General features: G+C 72.8%; 21 protein-coding genes. 2 read left to right on the top strand and 19 right to left on the bottom strand.

Annotated features, from left to right (window positions below; translation table 11 throughout):
- Positions 1–24: 24 nt before the first annotated feature.
- From STRVI_RS45375 to STRVI_RS45350, 6 genes are all read right to left on the bottom strand, one after another.
- Positions 25–1,209 carry a hypothetical protein gene (locus tag STRVI_RS45375; protein ID WP_014043794.1) on the bottom strand — a complete coding sequence of 395 codons (1,185 nt, stop codon included), beginning with the start codon at positions 1,207–1,209 and terminating at the stop codon, positions 25–27.
- Between the two features lie 94 nt (positions 1,210–1,303).
- Positions 1,304–1,867, bottom strand: a complete 564-nt coding sequence (locus STRVI_RS45370) for a hypothetical protein (protein ID WP_014043793.1) — start codon at positions 1,865–1,867, stop codon at positions 1,304–1,306.
- Positions 1,868–1,934: 67 nt separating this feature from the next.
- On the bottom strand, positions 1,935–2,810 hold the full coding sequence (locus STRVI_RS45365) for a hypothetical protein (RefSeq protein ID WP_014043792.1): 876 nt from the start codon (positions 2,808–2,810) through the stop codon (positions 1,935–1,937).
- 149 nt (positions 2,811–2,959) lie between these two features.
- Positions 2,960–3,502, bottom strand: coding sequence for a hypothetical protein (locus tag STRVI_RS46970; protein WP_014043791.1), 543 nt, complete (start codon positions 3,500–3,502; stop codon positions 2,960–2,962).
- Positions 3,503–3,574: 72 nt separating this feature from the next.
- Positions 3,575–4,261, bottom strand: coding sequence for a hypothetical protein (locus STRVI_RS45355; protein WP_014043790.1), 687 nt, complete (start codon positions 4,259–4,261; stop codon positions 3,575–3,577).
- Positions 4,262–4,265: 4 nt separating this feature from the next.
- Positions 4,266–4,574 carry a hypothetical protein gene (locus tag STRVI_RS45350; RefSeq protein ID WP_014043789.1) on the bottom strand — a complete coding sequence of 103 codons (309 nt, stop codon included), beginning with the start codon at positions 4,572–4,574 and terminating at the stop codon, positions 4,266–4,268.
- A 107-nt stretch (positions 4,575–4,681) separates the two neighbouring features.
- On the opposite strand from STRVI_RS45350, the gene STRVI_RS45345 reads away from it, so the two are divergent.
- A complete protein-coding gene (locus STRVI_RS45345; RefSeq protein ID WP_014043788.1) occupies positions 4,682–5,173 on the top strand; it encodes a hypothetical protein in 492 nt (163 codons plus the stop codon).
- A 173-nt stretch (positions 5,174–5,346) separates the two neighbouring features.
- Positions 5,347–6,636, top strand: a complete 1,290-nt coding sequence (locus tag STRVI_RS45340; protein WP_014043787.1) for a tyrosine-type recombinase/integrase — start codon at positions 5,347–5,349, stop codon at positions 6,634–6,636.
- A 367-nt stretch (positions 6,637–7,003) separates the two neighbouring features.
- Here STRVI_RS45340 and STRVI_RS45335 read toward each other — a convergent pair whose 3' ends face one another.
- From STRVI_RS45335 to STRVI_RS53305, 13 genes are all read right to left on the bottom strand, one after another.
- The gene (locus tag STRVI_RS45335; RefSeq protein ID WP_014043785.1) at positions 7,004–7,396 is read right to left on the bottom strand and encodes a GNAT family N-acetyltransferase; all 393 of its coding nucleotides are present in this window, start codon (positions 7,394–7,396) and stop codon (positions 7,004–7,006) included.
- Positions 7,397–7,423: 27 nt separating this feature from the next.
- Positions 7,424–9,139 carry a hypothetical protein gene (locus tag STRVI_RS45330; RefSeq protein ID WP_014043784.1) on the bottom strand — a complete coding sequence of 572 codons (1,716 nt, stop codon included), beginning with the start codon at positions 9,137–9,139 and terminating at the stop codon, positions 7,424–7,426.
- Between the two features lie 161 nt (positions 9,140–9,300).
- Complete coding sequence (locus STRVI_RS45325) at positions 9,301–9,657, bottom strand: hypothetical protein (RefSeq protein WP_014043783.1); 357 nt, start codon at positions 9,655–9,657, stop codon at positions 9,301–9,303.
- 2 nt (positions 9,658–9,659) lie between these two features.
- On the bottom strand, positions 9,660–11,213 hold the full coding sequence (locus STRVI_RS45320) for an OB-fold nucleic acid binding domain-containing protein (RefSeq protein ID WP_014043782.1): 1,554 nt from the start codon (positions 11,211–11,213) through the stop codon (positions 9,660–9,662).
- 87 nt (positions 11,214–11,300) lie between these two features.
- Complete coding sequence (locus STRVI_RS45315) at positions 11,301–12,281, bottom strand: hypothetical protein (RefSeq protein ID WP_014043781.1); 981 nt, start codon at positions 12,279–12,281, stop codon at positions 11,301–11,303.
- A 106-nt stretch (positions 12,282–12,387) separates the two neighbouring features.
- Positions 12,388–12,924, bottom strand: a complete 537-nt coding sequence (locus tag STRVI_RS45310; protein ID WP_014043780.1) for a hypothetical protein — start codon at positions 12,922–12,924, stop codon at positions 12,388–12,390.
- 88 nt (positions 12,925–13,012) lie between these two features.
- Positions 13,013–13,606 carry a hypothetical protein gene (locus STRVI_RS45305; protein WP_014043779.1) on the bottom strand — a complete coding sequence of 198 codons (594 nt, stop codon included), beginning with the start codon at positions 13,604–13,606 and terminating at the stop codon, positions 13,013–13,015.
- Positions 13,607–13,698: 92 nt separating this feature from the next.
- Positions 13,699–14,925, bottom strand: coding sequence for a hypothetical protein (locus tag STRVI_RS45300; RefSeq protein WP_014043778.1), 1,227 nt, complete (start codon positions 14,923–14,925; stop codon positions 13,699–13,701).
- Positions 14,926–15,114: 189 nt separating this feature from the next.
- A complete protein-coding gene (locus STRVI_RS45295) occupies positions 15,115–15,981 on the bottom strand; it encodes a hypothetical protein (RefSeq protein ID WP_014043777.1) in 867 nt (288 codons plus the stop codon).
- 92 nt (positions 15,982–16,073) lie between these two features.
- Positions 16,074–17,282: a hypothetical protein gene (locus STRVI_RS45285; protein WP_014043776.1), complete on the bottom strand. Its 1,209-nt coding sequence runs from the start codon at positions 17,280–17,282 to the stop codon at positions 16,074–16,076.
- Positions 17,283–17,643: 361 nt separating this feature from the next.
- Positions 17,644–18,135, bottom strand: coding sequence for a hypothetical protein (locus STRVI_RS45280; protein ID WP_014043775.1), 492 nt, complete (start codon positions 18,133–18,135; stop codon positions 17,644–17,646).
- A gap of 112 nt (positions 18,136–18,247) precedes the next feature.
- Positions 18,248–18,526: a hypothetical protein gene (locus STRVI_RS45275; RefSeq protein ID WP_014043774.1), complete on the bottom strand. Its 279-nt coding sequence runs from the start codon at positions 18,524–18,526 to the stop codon at positions 18,248–18,250.
- A gap of 82 nt (positions 18,527–18,608) precedes the next feature.
- Positions 18,609–25,046, bottom strand: a complete 6,438-nt coding sequence (locus STRVI_RS53305; protein ID WP_167543328.1) for a DNA cytosine methyltransferase — start codon at positions 25,044–25,046, stop codon at positions 18,609–18,611.
- Between the last annotated feature and the right edge of the window lie 1,355 nt (positions 25,047–26,401).

Below are 26,401 nucleotides of genomic sequence, written 5' to 3'. Positions count from 1 at the left end.
CGGCCTGCACGTGACGGTACGCGCCTAACGTACCTCCACCGACCGGCCCCGCCGGTCCTGCGCCGCCCGCTCCTGCTTCGCCCGCACCATCGCCCCGTACGTCTGCGCCAGCGCCTCCAGCGTCTCGGAGTCGATGTAACGGAACTCCACCCGGTGCAGGTGGTCACTCGTCGACACGTTGGCCGTCATCTGCTCGATGTGCCTCGGGAACGGGCGCGCCTCCACCCGCGAGGAGTCGTGTTCGTCCAGCGTCCCCGACGGCACCAGGCATGCGATCCGCGCCGCGAACGACTCCTCGGCGGCAATTGACCGGCGGTACTCCTCGGTCAATTGCTTGATCTCCGGGTACTTCGCGTCATACGTCGGCAGGATCTTGGACCGGATCGCCGACACCAGATCCGACACCGGCCGGTCGTGCTTGAAACGGGTCTCCGGGAAGTGCACGGGCCACACCTTCACCGGCGCGTCGCGCGGGTACTCCACCGTCACCCGTACGTGCGTCTCCCACTGCGCGGGCCGGTTGTCCGGCGCGATCTTCAGCCGCCGCCCGTCGGTGTGCACCAGGTAACCGGCTTTCTCGCCGTCGTACCGCGGGCCCTGCGCGCTCCACCCCTCGCCCAGCCGCACCGCGGCGCGCACCGCCAGGCCGTGAGCGACCCCCGCCGCGCCGGTGGGGGTGCTCACCGGCTCGGCGGCCGCGGGCAGCTCCGGCCGCGCCGACGGGGCGGGGGCGGGGGCGGGGCATCCGGCCGGGCGCTGGAGCGGGCCGCCGCGGCGGCGGCGCACCGGCGCGGAGGACGTCACCGCCGCCGAGCCGGTCACCGGCGCGTCCGTCACCGGCGCCGCACCGGCCGCGGGCAGCTCGGCCACCGCGGCGACGACCGGCGGCAGCACCATGGGCGCGGACTCGCCGCGGCGCTTGCGGTGGTGGTCGCACGGGCACCGGTCGCCCGCGGCGAACGCGCGCCGCTCGTGCACGGTGACTTTCCCTCGCGGGGTGTGCAGGGTGGACATCGCCTTGCCCACCGCGTACACGTCCGATGTGACGCCCTCGGGCACGGTGAGGGTCACGCCGTGGTGCCCCACCCGGCGCCCCACGAACCGGATCGACTCCGCCTCACCGGGGATCGTGACGAGCATCAGCCCGCCCGGGGCGTACTCGATCACGTCGCCGGGCCCGATCTCGTCCGCCGGTCGTTCCATCGTCATGGGCTGGGTCCTTCCTCGTGTCTGCCGTGGTCGCGCAACACCCCCACCCTAGCACACAATGTGCTAGAGCGGGGGTGGGCGGAGCGGCGGACGATCAGCCGCACGTCTGCCGGGTGAACCGCGTCACCGGCAGGGAGACCACCTTGCGCCCGTGCGGCAACATCTCATCCAGCTCGATCACGAACTGTTGCGGGTAGCGGTTGCGCACCTCGTGCGCCGTCTGCGGGTCAGCCCCCAGCACCCGGCCGCGCGACTGCCCCGGCGTGTAGGAGGCAGCCCCGCCGGTCACCACCCGGTCGCCCTCCCGGTACGCGTCGCCCTCCCGGTACGCCCGCACCCGGCCCCGCAGCTCCGCATCCGTCCGGTTCCCGGCCCGGATGGTGTCCGCGCTGAACTTCGGCGCCCGCCCGCGCGGCGCCTCACCGGCGCCGGCGGAAGCGGTCCCGTTCTTCTCCTCCTCCAGTCGCCGGGCCCGCTCCGGCGTGGCCCGGTAGGCGGTCACCGCCTTACGGACCGGGTCCAACAGCCGATGCGGGATCGGCAGCGTCCCGCCGCTCAGCGCGCCTTTCAGGTTGGCGTCGGTCGGCTCGTCGTCCGGCCGCGCCGTGTCGAACTGGACCGCGTACCGCTCAACCGCGCTGGGCCTGGTGGTCGTCATGGTGGTTGGGGTTCCTCTCTCCAGGTGGAGCGCCCCGCCGACCGGCGGGGCGCACGTCGTGTGCGGCTCAGGCCGCGGGGCGCAGAAAGCCCGGGGTGTGGCCGAAGGTGATGGAGTACGCGCGCATGATCATGCGGGCCTCCTCCGGCGTCAGGTCGCGGAACTCCAGATCGACAACGACCCGATCCGTGTACTCCCACCCGCTGTGGTTGTCCGCACCGGTGTTCTCGTGCGCCTGCCGGGTGCTGATCGACGGGCGCCACGTGGTCCCCCGGCCCTTGTCCTCGGGGATGTACTGCGTCAGCAGCTCGCGCACCTCCCGGCGCGCGGCCTCCCGGCGCTCCTGGCGCTCGTTGTGCGCGCTCACCCGGGCGTACTCGGGGGCGTAGGCGGCCATGAACCGCGGGCCGTTGATCTGCCGCGCGATGGCCACGGCGCCCCGGCTGACGGCCGCGGAGGTCTCCTGGTGCTTGACGCTGGTATCCGTGACAGGGAAGCAGCCGGAGGCGGTCACCCGCCCGTCGTCGCTGTTCCACAGGTCGACGGCCCGGCCGTCGCGGTGGACCATGCGCAGCGACCGGCGCGCGCTGACCCGCGGGGCGAGCGCCCACCCCTCGCCCATCTCGGCCGTGATCTCCTCGGCCAGGACGTGGAACGCGTCCTTCACGACACCGGGCGCACCGGATGCGACGTGCGCGGTGACCTGGGCCTGTTCGGCGTCCTCGCGGGTGCGGTGCCCCATGGACAGCCCCGCCGGTCCCCACGACGCCCACCGCTCCCCGTCCTTGACGGACTCGGCGCCGCACCAGTACGAACCGCCGATGCGCGAGCCGTCCACCAGAAGGTAAAAATCCTCGCCACAGTTCGCGGCGTCGCCGAGCGTTTCGAACCCCTTGTGCTGGGGCTCGCGGGTGATCTTCAGCCCGTGGGACTGGTCCGTCATGTGCTGGTCCTTCCTCGTCTGCCGTGGTCGTGCCGACACCCGAACTCTAGCACATAATGTGCTAGTCGTCGGGTGTGGGAGTGCGACCGGCCCGGCTCGAACGGGCAGCCCACCCGGGCGCCCCCATGGCGGGGGCGCCCTGCGAGGCGTCACGCGGTCTGCCGCTCCGGCAGGCCCAGAGCCTTACGGCCCAGCTCGATGTACTGCGCCCGCGTCTCCGCCGGGACGCCTTCCATCGCCTTGTCCGCCTCCGAGACGAACCAGTCGACCTCAGCCGCCCCCCACGCGTGGCCCCGGTCGGCCGTGTGCGGGTTGTAGACGAAGAACACCGCGGCCTTCTGGATCGGGTGAAAGCCGGTCACGTGCCCGTACTTGGCCAGGATCTCCCCGGCCCACCGGCGCCGCTCCACGCGTTCGCGCTCGGCCACCAGGGCGGCCGTCCACACCGCGGCGCCGGTCACCCGGCCGCGGAGCGTGCCCCGCTTGATGTACCCCACCGCGCACCCGGTGCCGAAATACGCCGCGTCGCCGTCCTCGTTGCCGTCCGCGTCCAGCGGCACCATCGCAACAACCCGCTTGAGCCCGCGGCGCCCGCAGTGCTCGCACTGGTCGGTGTCGTCGACCACACCCTTAACCCGCCACCCCGTGCCGTACTCCAGCTCTTCAGCCCGGCTCAGCTTCACGCCTGCCACGTCGTCACCTCCCTTCCCGTGGGGTGGGGTGCGGCCCGTTGCGGGCCGCACCCCACCCCACCGGCGTTTCCGTCAGGCCCCGGCCCGCATGCCGGACCACGACCGCGGGTTATTCCACCGGTCGCGCACCGCGCTGCGGGCCGCCCGGATCATGTACGGCCGCACGTCATGCCACTCCAGCTCGTCATCCCGCAGGGCGCCGGTGTCCGCGTACGCCCTCCACAGGCCGTCAAGCGCGGTCTTGAGCGCGTACAGGTCCATGGAGGCGTCGGCGCACTCCCGCAGCAGCACGCGCCCGGACTCGTCGGCGCGGGTCTCACCGCCCGCGATGATCGCGCGTACGCGCTCCTGGTGCTCCTCGGGCACCCGCTCCATGCCCGCGCAGTCCAGGTAGGAGACCAGTGGGGCCGCCAGGAGCACGGCGGCGGGCGCGCCGGTCGCGCCGCGGACCGAGCGGTTCACGGCCGCCGCCATGGCGCGCGCCTCCTGCTCCAGGGGCTTGGTCGGCTGCATGCCGGTCGCGTAGACGTAGGCCGCGCCGTCCTGGCCCTCGCCGGTCTCGAACTCCGACGCCTGGAACCCGTAGGCCCCGGACACCGGGAGGTCGAAGTGCGCCCGGCCGGACTTCTCGCCCGCCGTGATCAGGATTTCGGTTGCCAGGCCGCACGGCACCCGCAGGTGGGGGGCGCGCTCCTCGGCGCTCAGGCCCTCATCGGCGAGAGCTTCGCGGATCATGGGTGCCGTGGTCGTGTGGTTCATCTGCTCAGTACCCCTTGCGGTCGTCGAACGGGCGGGCCGGGCTGTCGTCTTCGGGCTCCGGCGGCGGGTCGACGCGGAAACACCCCGACTGGAGCGGCCACCGGGTCAGTCCCTCGGCGTCGGTCACCTTGAAGACCGGGCGCATGGCCCAGTCGGTGCGCGGGGCGTCGACCGGCTGAACGGTCCCCTCCGCCTCGACCGTGCCGCGGAGGGCGTGGACGTAGGAGAAGCGGACGACGTCGCCGGGGGAGATCGCCGACCCCGGCCGCGGCCGGTTGGTACTGCTCAGGTCCGTGAGGCGTTCACGCGTCATCGGACCCCCTTTCGTCTGCGGTGTCCTGCTGACGTCTCCGACTCTAGCACATGGTGTGCTAGCGCTGTCCAGTCCGGAACCGCCACGCCGCCCGTACCGTGGCCCTCATGTGCGACGCCGCCCCCCCGCCCCCGCCGGTCGACACCCCCACCGCCCTGAACCGGCAGATCATCGCCGCCAGCGAGCGCGCACGCCGCATCGCCGAGAGCGCCGCCGAGAGCGCCAAACCCTCCCGCGCCCTGGCCGCGCACGCCGAACTGTCCAAGCTCCTGGAACTGCGCTTGCGCATCGCGGGCGTCCTCGCACCCCCCGGCCGACCGAAGAAGGCCCCCGGCCGACCGGCCGACGACGAGCACCAGGACCACGGCGACGGCGGCACGCACCCCGGCTTGTACGAGGTCGCCGCCTCCCTGCGCGCCGCACTCCTCGAACTCCCCGCCGAGCAGCGCGCCGGTGCGGCGGCCGTGCTCGCCGACGCGTTCCCCGCCCTCACGGACACCCCCCTTGAGTCGACCCCGCTCAAGTTGTCTGTGCCTGAACACCTCAAACCCGGCCGGGACGCACCGCCGCCATGGGTCCGCCAGCAGTGGGAGCGCTGACACCCCGTCCGGCAGCGCCCCGCAGCGTCGCCAGAGCTCGCCGGCGCCACCACCCCCGCACCGGCCGCCTTCACCCGTTCGGCGGCGCCGGTGCTGGCCAAGATCAACACAGCGCCGGTTTCATACCCTTAACGTCCGATTCGCCCAAGAATGCGGAGTTAGGAGGGGTGACCATGGACGAGACCGACGCGACGCGCACACCAGGACCCCGCCGCGGGCCCGGCCGCCCGCCCTCCCTGGCAGAGATCCGGCGCAGCATCAAGGCCACCACCCAGCCCGAATCCCTCGCGGCCTTCATGGAATGCGCCTCATACCGCCCCGAAACCGTCCGGTCGTACTCCCAGGACGTACGCCACTGGATCGACTACGCCCGCAAACAGGGCGTCGACCTGCTGAACCCCTCAGACCACGACGTCGCCCACTTCGTCAACGTCTGGCACACCACCGGCCCCGACGGCACCCGCCCCCGCCCGTCCGTCGCCGTACGCCGCAACCGGCGAAAAGCCCTCAACGCCTACAGCCGCCACCTCGTCAAAGCCGGAGCATCCCGCGGCTACCCCCTGGCCAATTTGAGAGTCGAGAAAGACAAGACGCGCCGTAAGGCATCCCCGCGCACGCTCACCCCGGAGGAGATCCACGCGTTCCTTGAAGCCGCCCGCCGGATGAACACGCCGGCGTACTTCACCGCGCGCATGCTGTGCGACCTCGGCCCCCGCACATGGGAGATGGAGGCCGCCCGCCGCTCCTCCATCCACCCCACCAACCGCCCCCCGATTATCCGACTCGGCGGTCAGGGCCGCGGCGCCGTCTCCGACCGCGAACTAGGCCCCATCACCGTGCACACCTGGCACGAATATGAGGACTGGCTGAGGTACACCAACCCCAGCACCCCGCGCCGCCTGTCCGACCCGTTGCTGATGGTCCCGCACCAGCGGTTCGACCCCCCCTCACCCCTCAACGCCCGCCGCCTGGAAAGACTCGTCGACCGCATCGCGGTACGCGCCGGTCTCTCCGACCCCGAGACGATCAGCCCCCGGACGTTCCGTCAGGCATGGATCAGGCATGGCCTCGCGGTTTTCCACCTCACCGACGTTGCCGACGCCGTAGGCCACCTCTCCCCGTCCTCTACGCTCAGGTACTCGACCGCGGGCACGGTCCCCGTGTCCCCTCACGCGGGCCGGGTACGGGCGGCCGTCGGCGGGTCCGTCGCCCGCGGTGTCCTGCTGCTGCGGGCCATGGAGGGCGGGGAACCGCAACCGGCACTCATGGAGAAACTGACGCTCCAGGAAGAGGCCGCACGGCTCCGCTCGGACGAACACCTACTCCGCGAGCTGGAGGCCGCACGCGCGGAGACGGAAGCTCTGCGCCGGCGGATCGACGCCTACGAAACGCGGTCCGGGACGTACCGGTTCACCCAGCAGACCCCGCCGCCGGTCGACACGGAGACTCCGCCCGCTGCGTGACGCGGACGGGGCCCCGGGCCGGGAAGTCACCCAAATTTGGGTGACCGCGGTTCGCGACACAACGCCTCATTCTCCGCGATTCGCGCGAAAGCGGACAGGGTTCGTTCTGGGCATGCCGGAAGGGGCGCCCGTGGCGGGGCGCCCTGCTCCTGGTGCTCGTCGTCGACCGGCTCTCAGCGCCAACGGGCGCGGCGCTGTTCGCGCGCAGCCAGGGCCGCGTACGACTCGCGGCAGCGCTGACACGTCTGTAATGCGGGGTTGTCCGGCCCCGGGGCCGGACGGCCGCACTTGCCCGTCTGCTCCCCCCACAGCATGTGGCGCACCTTCCCGCCCGGCGTCGTGCCGTACCTGACCGACTCCCGCCCGCTCACCCGGCCGCCTCCGGCCGTCCGTAGCGCGCCCAGAATGCCGCCGCATCATCGCTGTGTGTATCCGCTGGCGCCATCGGCGCGCCCCCGAGTTCGGCCGCCCAGTCGTACAGCGCGCGGCAGATGCCGCGCCGCCGGTAGTCCGGGTGCACCTCCGGCGCCCCCTCCAGCCGCCCCGCCCATGCCGGGTGCGGCCCAAAGAAGACCATGCCGACGTACACCCCGCCGTCGGTCGTCAAGGCGTGGATCAGTCGGCAACCGTCCCCCGGGTCCCTCGGTTCCGCGTGCAGCGTCAGCCACCCGGCCGCGCGGGTGTGCTCGATGTCCGGCGGGGTCTCCTCCCACAGTCGTTGACGCAGCTCCCAGCGCTTCGGATCGTTCGGTGTCGTCATCTCAAGCCCTCCGCCTCTGTGGTCTGTTCATGCAGTCGACGGCCCCAAGCCGTCCAGCGCCGCCGCCGCCCGCGCGAACTGGTCGCCCTCTACCCGCACACCCCGCGCCGCCTGCCGCCGCCGCTCGGCGTCGCCGCGCACCTGGGGCCACGTCCGCGCCGGTCGCTCCGGTCGCGCCGCCGCCCGCATCCGCACGGCCGCCGTCACCACGCCCACCCGGTCCGCCACCCGCCGGGCCGCATTCGCGATCCGCCGCGCCGCGATCAGAACCACGCGATAGACCCACGATTTCGAATGGTTGTCCCAGCGCTCTTCGATCTTCATTCCGCCGTACACCCGGCCCACCTGCGGGCGCAGCACCCGCCGACCCAATGCCCGGTGACCGATCCGCGCATCTTCGCTGCCCTCGACCCGCGGGATCAGGTCCTGAAGGACCGGAACGCGCGTGATCTGCGCTGCCCTCAGCCACCCGCCGCCGAGGAGATCCCGGACCGTCGCGTAGAACCGGCTGTAGTCGGCCGCCTGTTCGTCCATCTGCGCCATGCGCTCCGCGCGGTCCTCGTTGAAGCCCTCCACCCCGGCCGCGTCCAGGATCGACGCCACGGCGGTCATCCACGCGGAGAACTGCCCGAGCTGCACCGCGCGCACCGTGCGCGACTCCGCCGGCGCGGCCGTCCAGTTCCGCACCAGCACCAGCAACGACCACAGCACCTCACCGCGGCGCCCGTTCAGCTCTTCCAGGAAGTCGAAGGAGTGCGCCACCTGTGACGGGTCGTCGGCGTCGGAGGCGAGCGAGATCACGACCGTACGGCGGGCCATGTCCTCCCCGACCCTGATCTGATTCCCGTTCACCGTCCACACGTAGTCGTTGGGAATCTCGGGGGTGCGGCCGGTGCCGATGACCCGTCCGGAGATCACCGGCTCAGTGATCCACCGCGCCCACTGGGCGCCGGTGATCCGGCCGCCGGTGGCGAAGTTGTCGAACGCGATCACGCCCGTGTCGGCCTTCTTCTCCAGCGCGGCAATGATCGTCTTGCCGAGTTCCCGCGTGGACTGGTCGGCCGACAGGCGGCGGGCGCCGTAGAGGACTTCCAGGCCCTCGGCGGACAGGTACGACTTACCCGACCCCGGGCCGGTCGCGGTGACCAGGTGGAGCGGGGAGCGGGTTTTGGCGGGGAGGAAGTGGCGCAGCAGGGGCCCCAGGTACATGCCGAGGGTGGCCGCGTAGTCGGAGGGGGCGGCGTACGGGAAGGCGCCGAACAGCCGCCCCAGGGCCGCCAGGGCGGCACTCACGTCGTCGCCGGTCGGCCGGTCCGGCACCGGCTTGACGTCCTCCACAGGGGCCACCACAAGGCGCGTGGCGGGGTCGTAGCCGCGGTTCGCGGCGATCGTGCCGTCAGGGCGGACGATGGGCCACCGCACGACGCCCGTGCACTCGCGGAAGCCCGCACCGGCCGTGCGCAGCAGGGCCTTAGCGAGCCGGGAGGGCAGCAGCACGGACCGGGAGGTGCCGGAGCTGGACACCTTCACCGTGTCCACGCGGTCCGCGACGAAGTCCGTCAGGGTGTCGGCGCTCATCAGCCGGAGCGCGCCGCGCCCCTCCTCGGCCGCCGCGTCCCACCGGGCGAGTTCGCCGCGGAGGTCGAACAGGTCGGGCTGTGCCGCCAGGTACCGGCGCAGCCACGCGCGGGCGCTGCGCTCCTCGCCGACGTCGCACATCGGGAGCTGAACGGGGGTCGTCATGGTCGGGGGGTCCTCTCTCTGTCTGCCGTGGTCGAATCTGTGAAGATAGGGTATCGCTAACACCCCTTTGGGGGTGTGGGAAAGGGGGCGGAGCGGAAGACTTCTCCGCCCCGCCCCCTCCCGCGGCCGCCGGTCACTCCCGGCGGTACGTGCTCAGGCGGTCACTCCGGCCGGTACGCCTCCAGGCGGGCAATGCGGGCATCCACGGCCTCACGCATGGCCCGCGTGCCCGTGTTGCGCACCTTGGCCAGCACCGCCAGGGCGGCCGCCACACGCTCAGCCACCGGCCGCGTGGGCAGGCTGGACGGGTACAGCACGGCGCCCGTCGGCAGGTTCAGCGGGAAGACCTCCGGCGGGGTGAGCCCCGGCTGTCCGTAGATGTCGCTGCGGTGGAACGCCCCCAGCTCACAGCACCCAAGGCACCCGGCCGCGTGCGCCAGAGCCGCCCGCGCCTGGTCCTCCGTGGCCGTGACCGCCCGGCCGCCCTCGCGCACCGTGTACGTCAGTTGCTCGCTCATGCTCATGCCTCCGCCGTCTCGTTCCTGCTGCCGTGGTCGCTGAACTTCGGCGCCCGGATGAGCGCCTGAATCTCGCCGGTGTCCCGGTTGCGGTTGTCCGGGTCCTTGATCTCACCGGTCACCGTCACCGCGTCGCCCTTCTCCAGGTCGAACGCGGCCCGCGCGCTGGTGAACATGACGACCGACACCCCGGCGCCGTCCTCCACGATCACCCCGCACTTACGCACCGGCCGCCAGACCGGGCCCGTGCTGTACCGCCACACCCGGGCCACCGTGCCCGCGACGGTCACCGTCTCGCCCTTGGCACCGGCCGCACGCGAGCGCGTCACCCGGGCGACGCGCGCCGCCTCCGCGGTGTCCCGCTCGCGCTTCTTCTCCGCCTCGCGGACGGCGGCCCGCTCGCACGCCTCCACCTGTCCCGCGGTCAGGTCGTGCCCCGCGTGCACCCGGCCGAGCATTTCGCCGGCAAAGTCGTTCCCGCCCCGCCCGGCCTCCGCGATCCACCCGGCCGCCTCCGGGTGCGCCTGGGCGAACCGGTCCCACCGGCGCCGCTTGCGCTCCGCGTCCAGGGCCCGCCGGTCGCGCGCGGTGCGCTCCTCCCGGGCCATGCGCCGCACGACCGCCGACGCCTCGGCGAGCGTGTACGACATCCGGATACGGTCCCCGTCGCATTCGAAGCACATACCGCCCTTGACGTGCTTATACGCCTCCAGGTAGCCCCGGCCGCCGCACCGGGGGCACGGCTCCGCCCACGGGTCCCGCCCGGCGTGCGGGTTCTTCATCAGGTACAGGCCCTGACCCTCACACAGCACGTCCGCGCGGGCCTGCGGCAGCCCGTACGGGTCGCGCCCCTCCCGCCGGACCACGACCGGCGCCGAAACGTCCCACTGCGACCCCGTGGCCTGCCACACGCCCGCGATGGCGTCGGCCTGAGTGCGGCCGTGCACCGGACCGGCCAGACCCCCGGACAGGGCCACCGCTTCCCACCCGCCCCCGTCGGCACGGCGCAGCGTGTAGACGTTGCCCTGTGCGGCGAAGAACGCCCCGCCGTCGAACCGGGCCACCCGCGGCGGGGCGAAGTGCTCGCCCGCCGGGAGCGCGTCCAGGTCGACGCCGAGACGCTGTGCCACGCACCCCGCGCACTGGGGCACGTAGTTTCCTGCGGAGAACAGGGCCACCCCGTCCACGTCGTGCCGGTCGTTGAAGCACCGGCCGCGCCCGTTGGGCTTGACCCGGCACCCGCCGACGACAACCGACCCATCCGGGTACCTGGTGCCGTTGTGCGTGCACGCGGGGCGGGGCCCGTTCAACGGCCGTTCGATGCCCTCGCCGCACGAGCAGCACCCGGCCACCAGGGGGGCGGACGGGACGGCGAACGCGGGGCGCGCCTGTCCGAGACGGCCGGTGCAGCCGGGCAGCACCGCGACCGGCGCGGGCTCGTGCGGGTCGGTGCCGTCGTGGGCCGGGTCGTGCTCGTCGCCGGTCGGGTCGTCAAGGAACCCGAAGAACTCGGCGAACGGGTCGGCGCCCTCCGGGGTCTGCGTGGTGGTGGTCATGTGCCCGGTTCCTCCATCGTCGTGTGCTGCCGTGGTCGTGCCCGTGGGGGCGGGGCCCCCGGCCGGTCGCCGGGGGCCCCGGGAGGTTCAGCTCATGTCCATGCCGGTCGGCTCCGCCGGAGCGCCCTTGGCCGCGGTGCGGGGCGCGGACGGCTTGGGCGCGGTCACCAGGTCAGCGCGGGCGGCGCCTTCCTGCGGCCCGTCGTCAGTGGACTTGGTACGCGGGTCGGCCGCGTGCTCCGCCCGGCCCTTGCCGGTGATCGTGTAGCGGGTGCCGGTCTTGGCCACGTGGCCGGAGCGCGTCAGAGATTCCATGACGCGCTCGGTCCCCGACAGGGTGGCCAGTTGCCACCCAGGGCGGGCGCTGTCCCACTCCCCGGCCGCCAGTCCGGCGAACCGCGGGGAGGTGTTGAGCATCCCGTCCAGGGCGCGCCACTGGTTCGACCCCAGGGGGCGAACCGCGGCGGGCTTCGGGGGCTGAGTGGCGGGGGCGGGGGCGGGCCGGGAGTCGGCCGACTTCTCCGCGGCCTGGGCGCGGACCGTTGCGGCGGATTCGGTCGCTTCGGTCGCTTCGGGGGCCTCCGGCGCCCGGGTGGCTCCGTTGGGCTGCTCCTGCGGGCCGGGGGCGGTGATCTTCTCGCCGGTCATGATTTCGACGGCGGCGACTCGGGCGGCCCTGCCGCGGGCGGTGCACCCGGCGTGCGAGGAACCGCGCCGTACGTGGGAGTTGTAGACGGTCGCGTACTGCTTGCAGATCACGCAGTACGCGACCGTCAGGTGCTCCGACCCCGGGTAGCCGAACCATCCCGCGATCGTCTCGCCCTTGCGGCTCAGGACGTCCACGTATGCGCGGCCGTCCGCGTCGGCCTTGACCGTCTTGGTCTCCTCGTCCACGACGATCACGGAGCCGACGGCAGGGGCGGTCGCCGGGATGTACCCGTAGGCGCGGAAGTTGTCGAACGCGCGGGCGGCGCCGTCGGCGTTGCGCTTGCCCGCCGCCCCCTCGGTCTTACCGGTGAGCGGGCCGCCCAGGTACGGGGCGGGGAAGTTCGCGAACACGTCGGACATGGGTGTCTCCTTCGGGCTTTCGCCGTGGTCGTTGTGACGTCTCCGACTCTAGCATGTGATGTGCTAGAGCTGGGGGTGTGTTGCGCGTCACACTTCCCCGGCATGTCTAGCCGGTCATCGCGTCCGCGGTGTACGGGTCCGGCACCACCAGCCGCGCGGCGTCCAGCGCCGCCAGGGCGGCCGTCCACGCGTCGGCCGGTCGGCCGCGCACCGCCCGCACCACGTAACACCGCTCATCCACCCGCGTACCCCCGGGCATCTTCCGCGCCACGTCCCAGGAGTGGGCGCCCTTGGCGTGCCGCCACACCAGCCACTCAAAGCCGCCGTGCCAGAAGTACCCGCCGCCGGTCGACGGGTACAGGCGCGGCCGGTCCGCCCTCGCGCCCGGCACCGGTTCCACCTCCCCGGGCCACTGGCACCGGTAGGACTCGGTCCCGAAGTCCACCGCGAGCATGACCCCCGGCGCGGCCCGCCACGGGCCCAGCACCGTTCCCCGCTCCCCGTTCGGCGCCGTGGAAACGACCGTGCCGGGCGGGTAGGCGGACCGGCCGAAGGCGGCCAGACACGCGGCGTCGGCCGCCGCGAGCACTTCGGGCACCAGCGCGCACGCCTGCACCTCGGAGACATCGACCGGCCGCGCCATGCGGGCCCCCTTCACTGTGTCGGCAACGGGGAGCGCCCCCGCCGGTGACGCGTTGCCGGCGGGGGGAGCTCTGCGTAACGGCCAGGGTCTAGGCCGGGGGGGCCTGAGTGGCGGAGGCGAGCCGCGCGGCGGCCCGCTCCCTCATCTGGCGCCGCTCCTCGCGCCGGTCCTCAAGGATTTTCGCCACGTGGTGAAGGTGGGCGCTGTCCTTCTCCCACCGGTCCAGCGATGCCGCTTCGTACGCCTGGAGACCGGCGCCGGTCAGGGTCTCGCCCTCGGCCGGGCCGTACTGCTCTTCCACCCAGTCGGCCGCCGAGTACACCCGGCCCTCACGCACCACGTACCGAACGATGGTGAGCGCGTCGGACGGGGACTGTGTGACGACCGCGAAGTGCCCGATTCCGCGCGACATCATGCCGTCGATGACGGCCCACGCGTTCGCGTACTGCGCCCCGCTGAGACCGCCGGTGATGAGCAGACCGGCGCCGCCGTACAGAACCTCTGCCGACACGTCCAGGCATGACCAGCCGACCACGTGGCGGACCGCGACGAACTTCACCCCGGCGCCGTGCTCGGCCACCGCTTCGGCGAGTGCCAGACGGCCGGGGGTGAACTTCTCCAGGGACACGGAGCGGGAGACGGGGGCGGAGGCGGGAGCGGTCTTAGCGAGCGAAACACCCATGATCGGGGGTCCTTCCTTGTATCTGCCGTGGTCGGTTCAGGGGCCCCGCCGGTCGGCCGTTGCGACCGGCGGGGGTCAAGCTCAGGGGAGGGTCAGGCCGCGCGCTTGCGCGACCGGGCCGCGCACCACGCGGCGTGTGACCCGATGCGGAAGACCTCCGCCACCGGGTACGGCGTGGCCGGGAGGGTCGGGGAAGAGGTGAACCGCAGCATCCGGGCGCCGTCGGGGCCGTCGCTGAACCCGACCACCCACCCGCGGCGCTCGAACGCCACGCCATCGGCGTTGTAGTCGAACCGGACCGCCTCAGCACCGGCCCGCCACCCCTCCACCGTTTCCGCGGGGAAGTCCTCCACCTGGTCCACCTTGCGCAGCTTGGCGGGCACGCAGTTGGACTGTCCGGAGCCGTAGGGCAAGGACACGCGCACGTTGCGGAACACGCCTCCGGCCGGGTGCGCCGACCAGCCGTCAAGGTAGGCGGTCCACTCGCACACGGTGCCGTAATGGCTGTCGGTGATCCCGTCCGTGCCCACGACGTCCAGGGCCACCCTGTCGCCCGGGTTGAAAACCGGGTCATCGTCCGCGATGGGGAACGGCAGGTCATCCGGCACCCACTTGAGGGCGCGGCACACGCACGCCCCGCACCCTGTGCGGGCCCCGAACGCGTACAGCGCGTCATGGCTGCCGCACTCCGGGCACGGCACCGCGGAGACGGTACGGCGCGGCGTGTCCACCGGCACCAGGGCCCCCAACGCGATTCCGTTGTTACCGCACGCCGCGTAGAGCGGCCCGCCCTCATAGGTGACGTGCAGGAAATCGCCGTACAGGGCCTGGAGCTGGGGCACCCGGCCGTGACGGGAGACGCTGTGGAGGCGGACCGGCTTTGCACGGAAGCTGACCGCGTAGCGTTCGCCCGCGTCCGGCTGGCCGTCGTTGGCGGGGTCGACGTACGCGGACTGAGCCACCAGCCGCACGCGCCGGAACCCCTCGCGGGTGATCTCCTCCCACGACGCGAACCGCCACCCCTCCGGGGCCCGGCCCGCGCGCTCCCGGCGCTGCTCGGCCTCCGTGGCGGACAGCTTCCGCGCGTCCACCAGGTCTACGACGCGTTCGGCCGCCTGCCACCGGCGCGCGTTCATGTCGGGGTACGTCGCCGGGTGGCTGTCGCTCCCCTCGGTGGCCCAGGGCCGCGCGCCGTGGCCGGTCGTCCACACGTAGCCGGTCGGCTCTGTGGCGCCGTCCACGAACACGGGACAGCGGCCGTTCGGCTGACGCTTTCCGATGGTGTACCGGCCGTCATGATTGCGGGTCGGGGTGCTCATGGTGGGGCCTTTCTGCCGTGGTCTTGAGTCTCAGACTCTAGCACGTGATGTGCTAGAGGAGGGGGGGAAGTGCGGACGCGCCGTGCCCGGGGGTGCCGGGTGACGGCCACACAGGGCCTAGCACATTATGTGCGTGACTCTGTGTAGCCGTTGCCGGCGCAGCGTGAACCCCCGCCGGGGACGCGCAACCTACGCGCGCACGGGCACCGGGACCGGCGCCGCGTGGCTGCACGGCGGGGCGTGCTGCGGGGAACGGGTGCACGCGTACGACCGGCCGCCGTGAACGAACTCCGCCCCGCACTTGTCCGCCTCCGGGGCGGGCTCCGCCTCCGCCACGGGCACCGGGGCGGGGCCGTCATCGGCGGCGGGCGGGAACGGAAGCTCTGCGCCGTTCTCCTGCGCCCACTGGTGGGCCGCCGCGTTCAGATCATCCCGCGCGTCCTGCTGCCACGCCCGGCCGTGCCGGGCCGCGAGTGTGGTCACGGCCATGATGAGCGCCACCGAGTCGCGCCCGAAGTCGGCGCCCTGCTCACCCTCGGGAATCTCGCCTTCCCGCTCCCGGGTGCCGTTGGCGCTCATCCAGTGCCACGACAGGCGCCCGTGTTCGCCCACGGTGTGCCGCACCGAGTTCTCTGCCAGCCCGTTGACGTCCCCGCCGTACACCACCACCGCGGAGCCGTCGGCGAACACGTACGACAGGTAAGACCAGTCCTGGCCGCGCTCCTGCACCATCGCGATACCGCGGGCCGCGAGACGCGTCAAGATCGTGCGCTCAACCGCCCAGAACTCCGGGGCCGCGTTGTCGTCGGTGACCGGCTGCGCCCAGCAGTCCCGGCCGGTGAACCGGAAACCCTCGCTTCCGTCGTGCTGGTTCCACTGCACCCACGGGCGCGGGTCGCCCTTGGACCGGGGCGCGTACTGCACCGGCATGGCGCCGGACTCCCCGCCCCACCCGGCCACGATGCGGAGCAGGGGGCCGCGCCCCTCGGTGTGCGCCGTGACCGACTCGGCACGGGCGGACAGAAGCTCACGGGTGTACTGGCGGCGCTTGGCCATGGCTGTGATGTCCTCTCAGGGGGTTTCGTGTCCTCCGGGCCCGGGAGTCGTTCCCGGGCCCGTACACGGCCGCACAGGGCCGCGAATGATCGCTAGATGTTCCGGCCGCCGATTTCGGTGAGCCGCACCGCGTACCGGGGGCCGCCGCCCTGGGGGTCGACGAACACCGACGGCTCACCCTTCGGGCCACGGGCGCCGTGGGCCACGATCCGGCCGCGGGTCGTGCGGTCGTCGAAGAACAGCACCCGCGGCGAGCCCTGACACAGCTTCCACGGGTCGCACTCGTCCGCGAACAGCTCGCCCGCGTCGCCTACGGTGGCCGTCTCGCCCACCGCGTCCGCCTCCGGGATGTCGCACGCGCACCGCACGTGCAGAACCCACGTGCCGTCGGTGACCGCGATACGGACCGGCGGGACCTCTTCCAGACCGATAGCCCGGCGGGTGGCCATGATGTCGGCCGCAGTCTCCGTGCGCAGACGGGCGAGCGCCGCCAGGGCCAGACGCACAGCCACCCGGCGGGACTCCGTGGACGCGCCCAGGTTCCGGCCGCTGGGCCCCTCGGCGCGCACCACCCACACCCACACGCCCGGGACCACGTCCGGCGACTGGAACACCGCGAACGTCTCCCGCGACTGGTGCAGGGAGTCAGGCAGGGACGCGGGGAAGTCGCCGGGGACCGTGAACCAGTAGCCCTCACGCCGGAACACGTCCGCCGTGGTCTTCCCGCGGTGCACGCTGTGGCGCTCCGGCAGGGTGCGCACGTACACCGGCTCACCGGCCGCGTTGTCCGCGCCGACGGTCAGCATTTCCGTCGTGGTGTCGTTGACCCGCTCCGGGGCCGCTCCCGCCTCCCGCGGGGCGGTGTCCCACAGGTACACGCCCTTGATCCCGATCCGGCGGGCGAACGCGGGCGAGATCATCCCGCACTCTGTGACCGCCTTCCGGCCGACCGGCGCGTTACTGATGACCGCCTCGCGCCACTCGCCGTACTCCGGGTGGTCCGGGTTCGAGCGGGACACCGGCAGCGCGGCCACGTCCTCACGCGTCAGGGTCTCCTCCGCCACGTCTCCCGACAGGCGGAAGGTGTGGACGCGGTTGCGCACGTAGCGCTCACCGTCGTACCGAAGACCCGACTTCAGCGCCCGCATGATCGCGTACGCCTCACCGATGCGGTTGACCGTGATGGTGTCGGGGGAGTCGCACCCGGCGCCGGGGCACCCGGGGTGCAGGTGCAGCGTGGGGGACTCCAGGCCCCACCGGCCGCGACGGGGGGCGCTGGTGGCGCTGATGTAGATAGCCATTCCCGGGGTCCTCTCGTGTCTGCCGTGGTCTTGCTTCGCTGACCCTAGCACACAATGTGCTAGGGCAGGGGGGTAACGACACGTCCCGACTGCCGCCGGTCAGGTGATCGCATCGGCCCCACCAGGTCGGGCGCCACTGTGGACGCATGCCCCCGGTTCAGATCACCGAGGAGCGCCACCGAGGGCCCGAAGAAAAAATGTCCGGAAACTCTCAGAGCTTCACTTACGGCACAGTTCCGCACGGTGCCGCATGGTTCGTGACACAGTCTCTCGGATGCCTAGCACATCATGTGCGTGACTCTCTGTGACTGTTGCCGGCGGAACGTGATCACGCACGGGAGCACGCTCCGCCGGGGTGTTGCTAGCGCCGTGGGCCGGAGTGCGCGCCGGACTCGTCGGCGTACTCCCACGTGTAGAGGTGGGGGAACTCCTCGCGGGGAATGTTGAAGGTCCACGGTGTGCCATCGACGGTTAGACGCGTGTCACCCCGGGCCGGTGTCGACACCACGGCACCCGTGGTGTCGCTTAGGTGTTCGGGCGCGCCGTGGCGGCGCATGGTGACGGTGCAGCCAAGGGCGGGCCACGCGATGAGGGACAGTCGCCAGACGTGGAGACTGTCTTTCCCGGAGGGGAGGGCGCGCCGGATGATTGCCGCGCCGTCGGCGTACTCGACTCGGCCGCCGCTGTGCTGCGCGCCGGTGAGGAAGTCGCGGGCGGCGGTGCCGGACATGGTGGGCGGCGCACTCGGGGCGTATCGGTACTCCTCCCAGGTTCGGGCTCCGTTCATGCTGAATTCCACATACAGGGCGTCTTCCGCCGTGAGGGCGTGGAGATCCGTGATGGGTTTGAACATGTGCGCTCTCCGATGTGAGTGGGCGGCCAATCGGTCGACGGGGTTCGGGTTCTGTGGTGACTGCTGCCGGGCGGGGCGTGATCAGTTCGGGCACGTCCGGCCCGGCCGGGTTCTACTTCGGCCCGCCGGTGCGGCAGGTGGCGCAGAACTGGCACGGCTCCGCGTCCGGGTCGTCCTTCTGTGCGGCGCGCCACTGGGCGTACCCCTCGGGGTCGGCTTGGCGCCATTCGGCGGCGGCGGCCCGGAGCTTGGGGGCGGTCTTGGCCCGGTCGGTGTCGGTGTACGGGACCGGCGCGGGGGCGTGCCCGTGGGTGGGGCGCATGCTGCCGGGCTTCGTGATGGCTAGGTAGTGGGCAAGGTCCGTCGTGATGTCGATGGGTGAGCGCGGCATGGGGGTTCCTCTCGTGCTGTGCCGTGGTCGGGGCGGTGGTGGCTGGGGCGCCCGCCGGGTGCGGGCGCCCGTTGGGGCGGGGTCAGGCGGCTAGGCCGTGGTCGGCCTGGCCGCCGCTTCCGCCGGTCCGGCGCTGGCGGCGGGCGTGGGCCCATACGGGGATGCGGGGGAGTACGGCGAGTGCTGCGCCCACGATGCCTCCGGCGACGGGTGTGCCGAGGAGCACCAGGAGCAGCAGGGCGAGTGTGGCGGGGCCGTACCATCCGGCAACCGCGCGTACCCGGGCGGCGGTGGTGGGCCGGTCGGGCTCGGGGTCGGCGGCGGGGTCGGGCTCCGGGGTGGGGGTGCCGAGTGCGGCGGCGAGTGCGGCGGCGATGCGGTCGACGTCGGCGGTGATGCGGTCGACGTCGGCGGCTACCGCGTCGGCTTCCGCCACCAGGTCGCGGCCGGGGTCGACCGGCGCGGGCTCGGGCGCGGGCTCGGGCTGGGGGTCGGGGGCCGGGGCGGGGGTGATGCTGGCCAGCAGGGCGCGGCATTCTTCCGCGATGCGGTCGACGTCGGCGGCCACCGCGTCTGTGTCGGCGATGGGGTCGCGCTCCGGCTCCGGGGCGGGGGTGGTGGTGGTCATGGCGGGTGCCTCCGGGGTCGGGTGGGGCATGGCGAACGTGCGGGCGGGCGGCTGGTAGGGCGGGGCGATGATCCGGGCGGGGGCGGGTTCGGTGCCCTCGGCCCACAGGGTGCGGGGGTCTGCGTAGTCGCACCCTTGGGGGGCGTCGTCCCACAGCACGCGTACGCCGCGACCGATCGCGCTGTGCCGGGTGGTTCCGGCGCGGCCGTCCAGGGTGACGCGCTGCTGTGGTTCCCAGAAGGGGCGGCCGGTGGCTGGTGCGGGGGCGGGGAGCGCCGTACGGGTGGGGGCGGCGGGGAGTGCGGGGCGTGCGGGGGCCATGGCGAACCGGCGGGCTGGGGCCCGGTAGGGGGTGGTGATGGCGGGGCGGGGGGCGTCGGCTGCCCGGCACGGCGCAGGTTGCAAGGCGAGACGGGCCGGGGCGGCTTCGATTGCAAGACGCCGGGGCGCGGGCTGTCCTTCGATTCCACGGGCGGGGGGGCCGTCGAGTCGGTACAGGTCGGCCTGATAGGCGGCCGTCGGCTCGTACCAGTCGGCCGCGTCCCCGTTGACCGCGGACGAAACCCACGCCATGAACACCGACACCGAGTCAGCGATCATCTGCGCCACGTTCCGCGTGCCTTTGGCACCCTTCCGGGTGGGGGTGTAGGCCCACACCTTCGACCGGCTGAAGCCGACGAGTACGGCCATCTCCTCCCGGGTGATCACCCGGGTTCCCTCGCCCTGGGGGACGTCGGCGGGCCGGAACTTCACCCCGTACCACGGGGCGGTCACGCACTGGCCTACCTCGTCCAGCCGGAACGAGCCGCCGCCCAACGGCTTACCGGTGCGCCGGTTGACCCCGCGCTTACCGCGGGTGTCGGCCCACCAGTCGGCGGGAAGCCCGAGCGCCTGAGCGACAGTCACCACCGGCAGCCGGGCGCGCCCCTGGTAGGGGTCGAGCTGTGCGGACAGGTCCGGCGCCCAGTCCGGAAGCGCGCCGGTGCGCTTGACGACGTGCCCCCACATCTCCCGGGCCCGGGTGCCGTCGTCCACGTTCACGGCGTAGCGGGGCCGGTCGTCGCGCCGGGCGACCATCCACGCACGCTCACGGTGCGACGCTGCGCCGGTGTCGGCCGCGTCCGCGATCTGCCAGGAACACCACGCCCACCCCATGCCGTCGGGGCTGGTGAACTCTGCCTGAATGGCTTCCGCGAGCGCGGGGGACTGGCGCAGCAGGTTCGGGGACTGTTCCAGGGTCACCGACTCCAGGGGGGCGCCGTTCTGCACCATGCACAGGGGCCAGATCAGCATTTCGGCCATGAGCGCCGTACGGTCGTCGGACACGACTTCCCGGCACCACGCGCGGAACGCCTCCGGGGTCATGCTCGGGGGCAGGAACCCGCCGCCGCACAGGGGCCCGTACGCGTCCGGGTCGTGGGGTCCGTCGTAGTCGTCCAACGGGTCCCCGTAGTACCCGTGGGGTCCGCCGTACAGGGAGCACAGGTCATCGACGGGCAGGAACCCGAACGCCTCCGACGCCTGCCACATGATCCGCTGGAGTTCGCTGATCTCCTCGGCGTTCCACGCGGAGCGCTGCCCAGCGTCGCTCAAGGTCTGGCACGGCGGCGAGCCGTGGAAGCGCAGCACGCGGGTAAGCACCGGGTGCCGGGGGTCCAGGGTGCGCACGTCGGCACAGATCACGAAGTGACCGGCCGCGCGGGCGGTGTCGGCCGCATCCCGGTTGAACTCGATCAAGACCCAGTCCCCGCCCGGGTCGACCAGCGCGCGGGCGGCGGACATGCCACCGGGTCCGCCGAAGATCTCCACCCCGCGGTAGGGCTCGCCTTCCCGCCGGTCCCGGGCCCAGTGCGCCGGGTAGGGGGCGGCGAACTGAGTGCACGCCACACAGTCGGCGCACTCGGCACCGGCGGCGCAGTGCCCACAGTCGGTGTCGCACCACCACCCCGACCACTCGTACCCGTCGGCCCCGTCGCGCGGGGTGTAGCCGTCCAGAACGGCCGGGCGGAAGCCGTTCGCGTAGGGGGCGCGGCCGTCGCTGTCGGCGGGGTCGGCATCGGGGTGCCGCTTCCCCTCCGCCACCACCACGGCCACCGCCGCCGGTTCCGGGTCGGGGGTCCATCCGCATCCGTCGCAGCGATCGGCGCGCACCTCCCGGCACCGGCACGCCGGGCACCGCTCCGCCACCGGTCCGGGGGCAGGGGCAGGGGCCGGGGTCGGGGTCGGGGTCGGGACCGTGGCCCGGTCCTCCTCCGGGTCGGCGGGGCGCAGCGCCACCAGGTCCCCGACCGGCACGGCCACCAGGTCCCCGGACACCCGGAGGTGCGCCACCTTGCCACCCGCGACCGGTTCCGCATCGACCCTGCCCACCAGGGCGCGCCACCCGTTCGCCGACGGCTCCGCCGCCGCGAGCCACACCGACCCGCCCGGCTTCACCCACAGTCGACCGGCCGCCGCCATGTCGAGATAGCGCACCATCGACGGGGCCAGGCACCGGCCACGGGCGAGCGTCGGACGGACCACCCCGGGGAGCACGGGCGCCCACCCGTCGGGGGCGTCACAATTTGCCGGCGGGGGGAGCTCTCCGTAACCGGGCCCCGCCGGTGCTCCCCCCTCCCCCTCCCACGTGTCCACCCCGCCCGGGTCGGACACCCCGACCGGCGCCGGTGCCGACTCCGGGTCGGGCACCATCGGGGACAGGGTCCCCGCCACGATCGCGACCCTGCCCACCTGCCCGAGCACCTGGCGCAGCGTCGCCGCCGCGCGGAACTCACCGGCAACCAGTGCGCCGGACCGGGCCTGTACGAACTCCCCCCGCTCCCACACGGCCACGCACTCACCGACCACCGGCGCCCGCTCCCCACGCTGCACCGTGCCTGATGCCCGGACGATGACCACCGCGCCACCGTCACGCCGTTCCATGGCGACCGTCCACCCGTTCATCACGGCAAGCTCGGCCACGCGCACCGCCGCCATCGGCAGCCACACTCCAGGGGCCGCTTCCGTCTCACCGATGACGTCACCCGCGTCGTACCCGATCAGGTCGTCATCCGTGAGCGGCTTACCGGCCGCCGGAATCCGCGGAGCCTTCCAAGCCTTGAGCAGCGGCCCACCGGAGCGCACGACCGCCGCCCGGAAGTCCGCCCCCGGCCCGTGACAGGTCTTGGCACGTGAGGGAACATCCTTCCCGGCGAGCGTCCGGCCCTCATCCCTGGCAGCCACCGCGTCGGCCAGCATGCCCACATACAGGCCGTCAGTCTCCGCCGCCGGATTGTCCGCCGAGTCCCACGCCATCGGGAACGCGACCGCACACCCGCCATCTGCGGACAGCCACGCCCCACGACCGGCCGGAACGTCGCCCGACGCGCCACGGGCCAGGAACTCCCCCGCCGCCGCCGCGTGCCGCGCCGGTTCCTCCCCCTCCGATTCCAGCGTTGACAGATTCCGCTCATACATGCGCACCAGATCCCGCGCCTGCCTGCGCCGACTGTCCGCCGCGTGCGACACCTTCCGGGCACGCTCCAGCCACGCCCCCGACGTCTCTAGCGGAACCCACACACAGTCACCGAGCACACCCGCCGACCGGCGCACTTCGTGGTGAAGATCGCGCGCGTCCCGCAGCCACCCGGAGCACGTCTGCGCGTACTCCTCCGCCTCCGACTGCCACACCCGGGCACGCGACAGCTCACGCCGCGCCCGCTCGATCAGCCACGTCCGCGACACCCGCACCGTTCCCGCGTACGGGCCGCGGAACGCCACGGGGAACACCCCACGCCCGGCACAGATCACCAGGTGGGCAGCACCGGCCGCCCCACCGTCCGTCTGCCACGCGTCCACCCCGCCCGGGTCCGACACCACATCAGGCAGCACCGCCACCGGAGCGACCGGCGCCGCCTCCGGACCGGGCGCAGCCTCCGGACCGGGCGCAGCCTCCGCCGCCTCCGCCGCCTCCGCCGCCGGAGCAACCGGCGCCGGAGCGTCCGGAGCGAGCGCCGCCGCCGGAGCCGTGGCCGGGGGAGCGTCGACCGGCGCCGGAGCCTCCGGAGCCGCCGACGGGTGCCCGTTCACCACGTCCAGCACGGCACCAAGAGTCGGCCGGATATACCCCCCGCGCGGACCGGTACGCCTGTCGGCCCACGTAGCGTACGAATGCGAACCATCGAAGCCGTACCCGTACCCCACCCGGTAACCACGCCTCCGCCACTGGAGGGAGAACGACCACCGACCGATCACCGTATCCGCGCACAGGGTCACGCTCAGTTCGTCGCCGGACGCGACTGCGGTGAACGTCCACCCCTGGCGACGTGCCGCCGCCCGGACCTTGACGAACATGTCCGGCAACGGGCACACCGCGCCCGGAACGTCGTCGGTGTCGGCGTCCGCCTCCGGACCGGGCGCAGCCTCCGCCGCCTCCGCCGCCGGAGCGGGGGCCGCCTCCGGAGCGTGCACCTCGGCCGGAGCGGCATTGGCCCTGATCTCCGCCTCACGCTCCGACTCGAACGCCGCCCCCTCCACTTCCTTTGCAGCGTCCAGCGCGTTCGCCGCGTACCAATCAGCCTCCGCACGGTCCCCGCGCGTCGAGGACTCCGCCGCGTCCCGCGCACATCCCCGGGCAGCGTCCTCCCACCAGACCGCGTGAGCCTGACGAGAGTCACCCTCCGGCACACGGGCAAGGGCTGCCGTAGCGCGCTCCGCCGCCGCCGCCGCATCCGCCGCCGGACCAGCCGCCTCCGCCTCGGCCGGAGCCTCCGCCCCCGCCGGAGCGGGCGCAGCCTCCGGAGCGGGCACCTCGGCCGGAACGGGCGCCGGAGCGGGCGCAGCCTCCGGAGCGGGCGGAGCGTGCTTTGCCTCCGCCATACGCTTACCGAGCGCAAGAGCCGACTTCAGACCCTTGCGCGTCGCACGGGCAAGCTCCGCCCCCGTCCGGTAGTCGTACGCCCGAAGGTCGTATGCCATCCCGTCATCGGTGTACGACAACCGCACCCGGCACGTCACCCCGTTCACGTACGGGGAACCCTGAGACGTCGGCATGGGGTACTCCACGTACCACCCGTCACCGTCCCGGTCCGTGTACCGGTCCCGGTCGATCTTGGCAATGGCCTTGTCCACCAGCGCCATACCGCGCGCGATAGCCTCACAGTCGGGGAGTCCATCCGGCTCCGGAGCGACCGGCGCCGGAGCCTCCGCAGCCTCCGGAGCGTCCGCCGCCGCCTCCGATTCGACACGTGCTGACAGCAACTCAACCCAGCGGTGCCCAAGCGTCGTCAGCTCAACTCGGTACCCCCGCCCGTGCTCAACGTGCCCTGCGTACCCCCACCCGCACGCCCACTCAACGTCACGGGTCGACGCGTCCACACCCGCACGCACCCGGTAGACGTTCCGACCCATCAGCCACCGAACGGCGCCCGCATCGATCGCGCGCAACGCTCCCAGCTTCCGCGACGGGTCGTACACCTTGGCCGCGCGCTCCCGCTCCGCCCCCGCCCCCGCCTCCGCCGCCGGAGCCTCCGCCGCACGACGACCGGCCGCACGAAACGCATCCGCCATACCGGCCAACCGCACGGCGTCACCCATGAGCGCGACCGCTTCCGCACGCCACTCCGCCACGTACTCCGCCACCGAGGCACGCCATTCAGCCGTTACCCCCGAAAAGTCTGCCGACTCGTTCCGGTCCGCAGTCGCCCGGAGTTCCAGCGCGCTCGCCTCACGCTCCGCCGCCTCCGCATACAGCGCATCCCCAACCGCCACCAGGTCCGTGACGTCCCCCGTACCGGCCACCGATCGGCGCGCAGCGTCCGCCATGACGTCGACCGACACGCCCAGGGTTCCGGCCGCGCACTCCGGGCAGTCCTCCCACGCGTAAGGCTCAGACGGACCGTCAATCGTGATCACCGGGCGCGGCTCACACACGCACCACTCAGCCTCACCCCAGGAAGCGGGGCACTCATCCGGGCAGTGTGACCCGCACTGCCGACCAGTCCCCCCGTCCCACTGGACGTCAACCGGAGCCCTACCCTCACGCACCACCCGCACAACGGCACCCGGAACGGCCGGACACTGCACCCCGGTCCGCGCATCCCACCCTGCCCGTACCGCGTCACCAGCCGCACGACGCTCCGCATCCGCGCGCCGTTGCGCCCGAACCGCTTCCGCCCCTGCCTGCCATGCCGCGCGACGCTTCGTCACCTCCGCATCCGGAGCAACCGGCGCCGGAGCGTCCGCAGGCGCCTGCACCTCTGCCTGCCACGCTTCCGCAACCAGGTCCGACACCCCGTGGTGGGCACGGGACAACGCCATCTGACGCGCGTCCGGGGTCCCCAGTGTGAAGAGCGCGTCAGCCTCCGCAGACGTGCCCGACTCCCATTCCTCCGCAGCGTCCGCCCACGCTTCGGCCTGCCCCGCCCACGCTTCGGCCTTCCCCGCTGCCGCCTCCGCATACCGGACGTATCCGGCCACATCAAGGGAGTGCCCCCGGATGATCTCCCATGCTGTGTCAGCGTCGAAACGGGACGGCAGCACCACGCCGCCCTCACCATCGGAGCGCTCAAACACCCCGAATTCGATCATGGTTTCCCGATAGGCGTGCTCCGCGCACTCCGCAGCGTCCGCATACCCCTGCTGAGCATCGTCCGCCCAGCCTTCCGACGCACACGCGCCCACCCGGTCCGCGTAGGTCTCCACCTCCGCATACGCACCCGCACCGGTCCCCCCGTCCGACGCATCCCACCCCGCAGCGATCAACTCGGCGAACGCTGCGCCACGCTCCCGGGTGCCGAACGGCATGGACCACAGCAACGCGTCAGCATGCGCCACACGCGCACTCAGCCACTCACCCTCAGCCTCCGCAGCAACCCGCGCACGCTCCCGCGCAGCCTCCGCACGCTCCCGCGCAGCCTTCCCACGCTCGCACGCTGCCTTGACCCGCTTCCGACCCTTGGACACCCGGTCGTGCGCCTTAGTGGCCTTGACTCGGAGCGCTTCCGCTTCCACCTGGTCGGCATGCTCCGCCACACAGTCCACGCACGATCCGTCGGAGCACTCGTCACATGCCACCGCCGGAGCGACCGGAGCGACCGGAGCGACCGGGGCACCCGGACCCGCGGGTGCCCCCGCCTCCGCATCGGCCGCGTAGAAGTCGCACAGCGCCTTGAAACCGAACCTCTGCCCCGAAACCCAACGCGCACCCTGCCACCCCCACCGGCCCGTTTCCGCGCCCGTGTGCGGGTGCAGCGTCACCAAAACCCACG

This window comes from Streptomyces violaceusniger Tu 4113, assembly GCF_000147815.2.
Taxonomy (GTDB): domain Bacteria; phylum Actinomycetota; class Actinomycetes; order Streptomycetales; family Streptomycetaceae; genus Streptomyces; species Streptomyces violaceusniger_A.
Note: the sequence above shows the minus strand (reverse complement) of the source record. Positions and strands in the feature narration are given on the sequence as shown.

Bases quoted from the DNA above. Each gene is read 5' to 3' on its own strand.
- STRVI_RS45285 (WP_014043776.1), bottom strand. From the start codon at position 17,282: ATGGCTATCTACATCAGCGCCACCAGCGCCCCCCGTCGCGGCCGGTGG.
- STRVI_RS45350 (WP_014043789.1), bottom strand. From the start codon at position 4,574: ATGACGCGTGAACGCCTCACGGACCTGAGCAGTACCAACCGGCCGCGG.
- STRVI_RS45325 (WP_014043783.1), bottom strand. From the start codon at position 9,657: ATGAGCGAGCAACTGACGTACACGGTGCGCGAGGGCGGCCGGGCGGTC.
- STRVI_RS45365 (WP_014043792.1), bottom strand. From the start codon at position 2,810: ATGACGGACCAGTCCCACGGGCTGAAGATCACCCGCGAGCCCCAGCAC.
- STRVI_RS45345 (WP_014043788.1), top strand. From the start codon at position 4,682: ATGTGCGACGCCGCCCCCCCGCCCCCGCCGGTCGACACCCCCACCGCC.
- STRVI_RS45370 (WP_014043793.1), bottom strand. From the start codon at position 1,867: ATGACGACCACCAGGCCCAGCGCGGTTGAGCGGTACGCGGTCCAGTTC.
- STRVI_RS45280 (WP_014043775.1), bottom strand. From the start codon at position 18,135: ATGTTCAAACCCATCACGGATCTCCACGCCCTCACGGCGGAAGACGCC.
- STRVI_RS45300 (WP_014043778.1), bottom strand. From the start codon at position 14,925: ATGAGCACCCCGACCCGCAATCATGACGGCCGGTACACCATCGGAAAG.
- STRVI_RS45275 (WP_014043774.1), bottom strand. From the start codon at position 18,526: ATGCCGCGCTCACCCATCGACATCACGACGGACCTTGCCCACTACCTA.
- STRVI_RS45330 (WP_014043784.1), bottom strand. From the start codon at position 9,139: ATGACGACCCCCGTTCAGCTCCCGATGTGCGACGTCGGCGAGGAGCGC.
- STRVI_RS45375 (WP_014043794.1), bottom strand. From the start codon at position 1,209: ATGACGATGGAACGACCGGCGGACGAGATCGGGCCCGGCGACGTGATC.
- STRVI_RS45310 (WP_014043780.1), bottom strand. From the start codon at position 12,924: ATGGCGCGGCCGGTCGATGTCTCCGAGGTGCAGGCGTGCGCGCTGGTG.
- STRVI_RS45340 (WP_014043787.1), top strand. From the start codon at position 5,347: ATGGACGAGACCGACGCGACGCGCACACCAGGACCCCGCCGCGGGCCC.
- STRVI_RS45305 (WP_014043779.1), bottom strand. From the start codon at position 13,606: ATGGGTGTTTCGCTCGCTAAGACCGCTCCCGCCTCCGCCCCCGTCTCC.
- STRVI_RS45320 (WP_014043782.1), bottom strand. From the start codon at position 11,213: ATGACCACCACCACGCAGACCCCGGAGGGCGCCGACCCGTTCGCCGAG.
- STRVI_RS45315 (WP_014043781.1), bottom strand. From the start codon at position 12,281: ATGTCCGACGTGTTCGCGAACTTCCCCGCCCCGTACCTGGGCGGCCCG.
- STRVI_RS45335 (WP_014043785.1), bottom strand. From the start codon at position 7,396: ATGACGACACCGAACGATCCGAAGCGCTGGGAGCTGCGTCAACGACTG.
- STRVI_RS45295 (WP_014043777.1), bottom strand. From the start codon at position 15,981: ATGGCCAAGCGCCGCCAGTACACCCGTGAGCTTCTGTCCGCCCGTGCC.
- STRVI_RS45355 (WP_014043790.1), bottom strand. From the start codon at position 4,261: ATGAACCACACGACCACGGCACCCATGATCCGCGAAGCTCTCGCCGAT.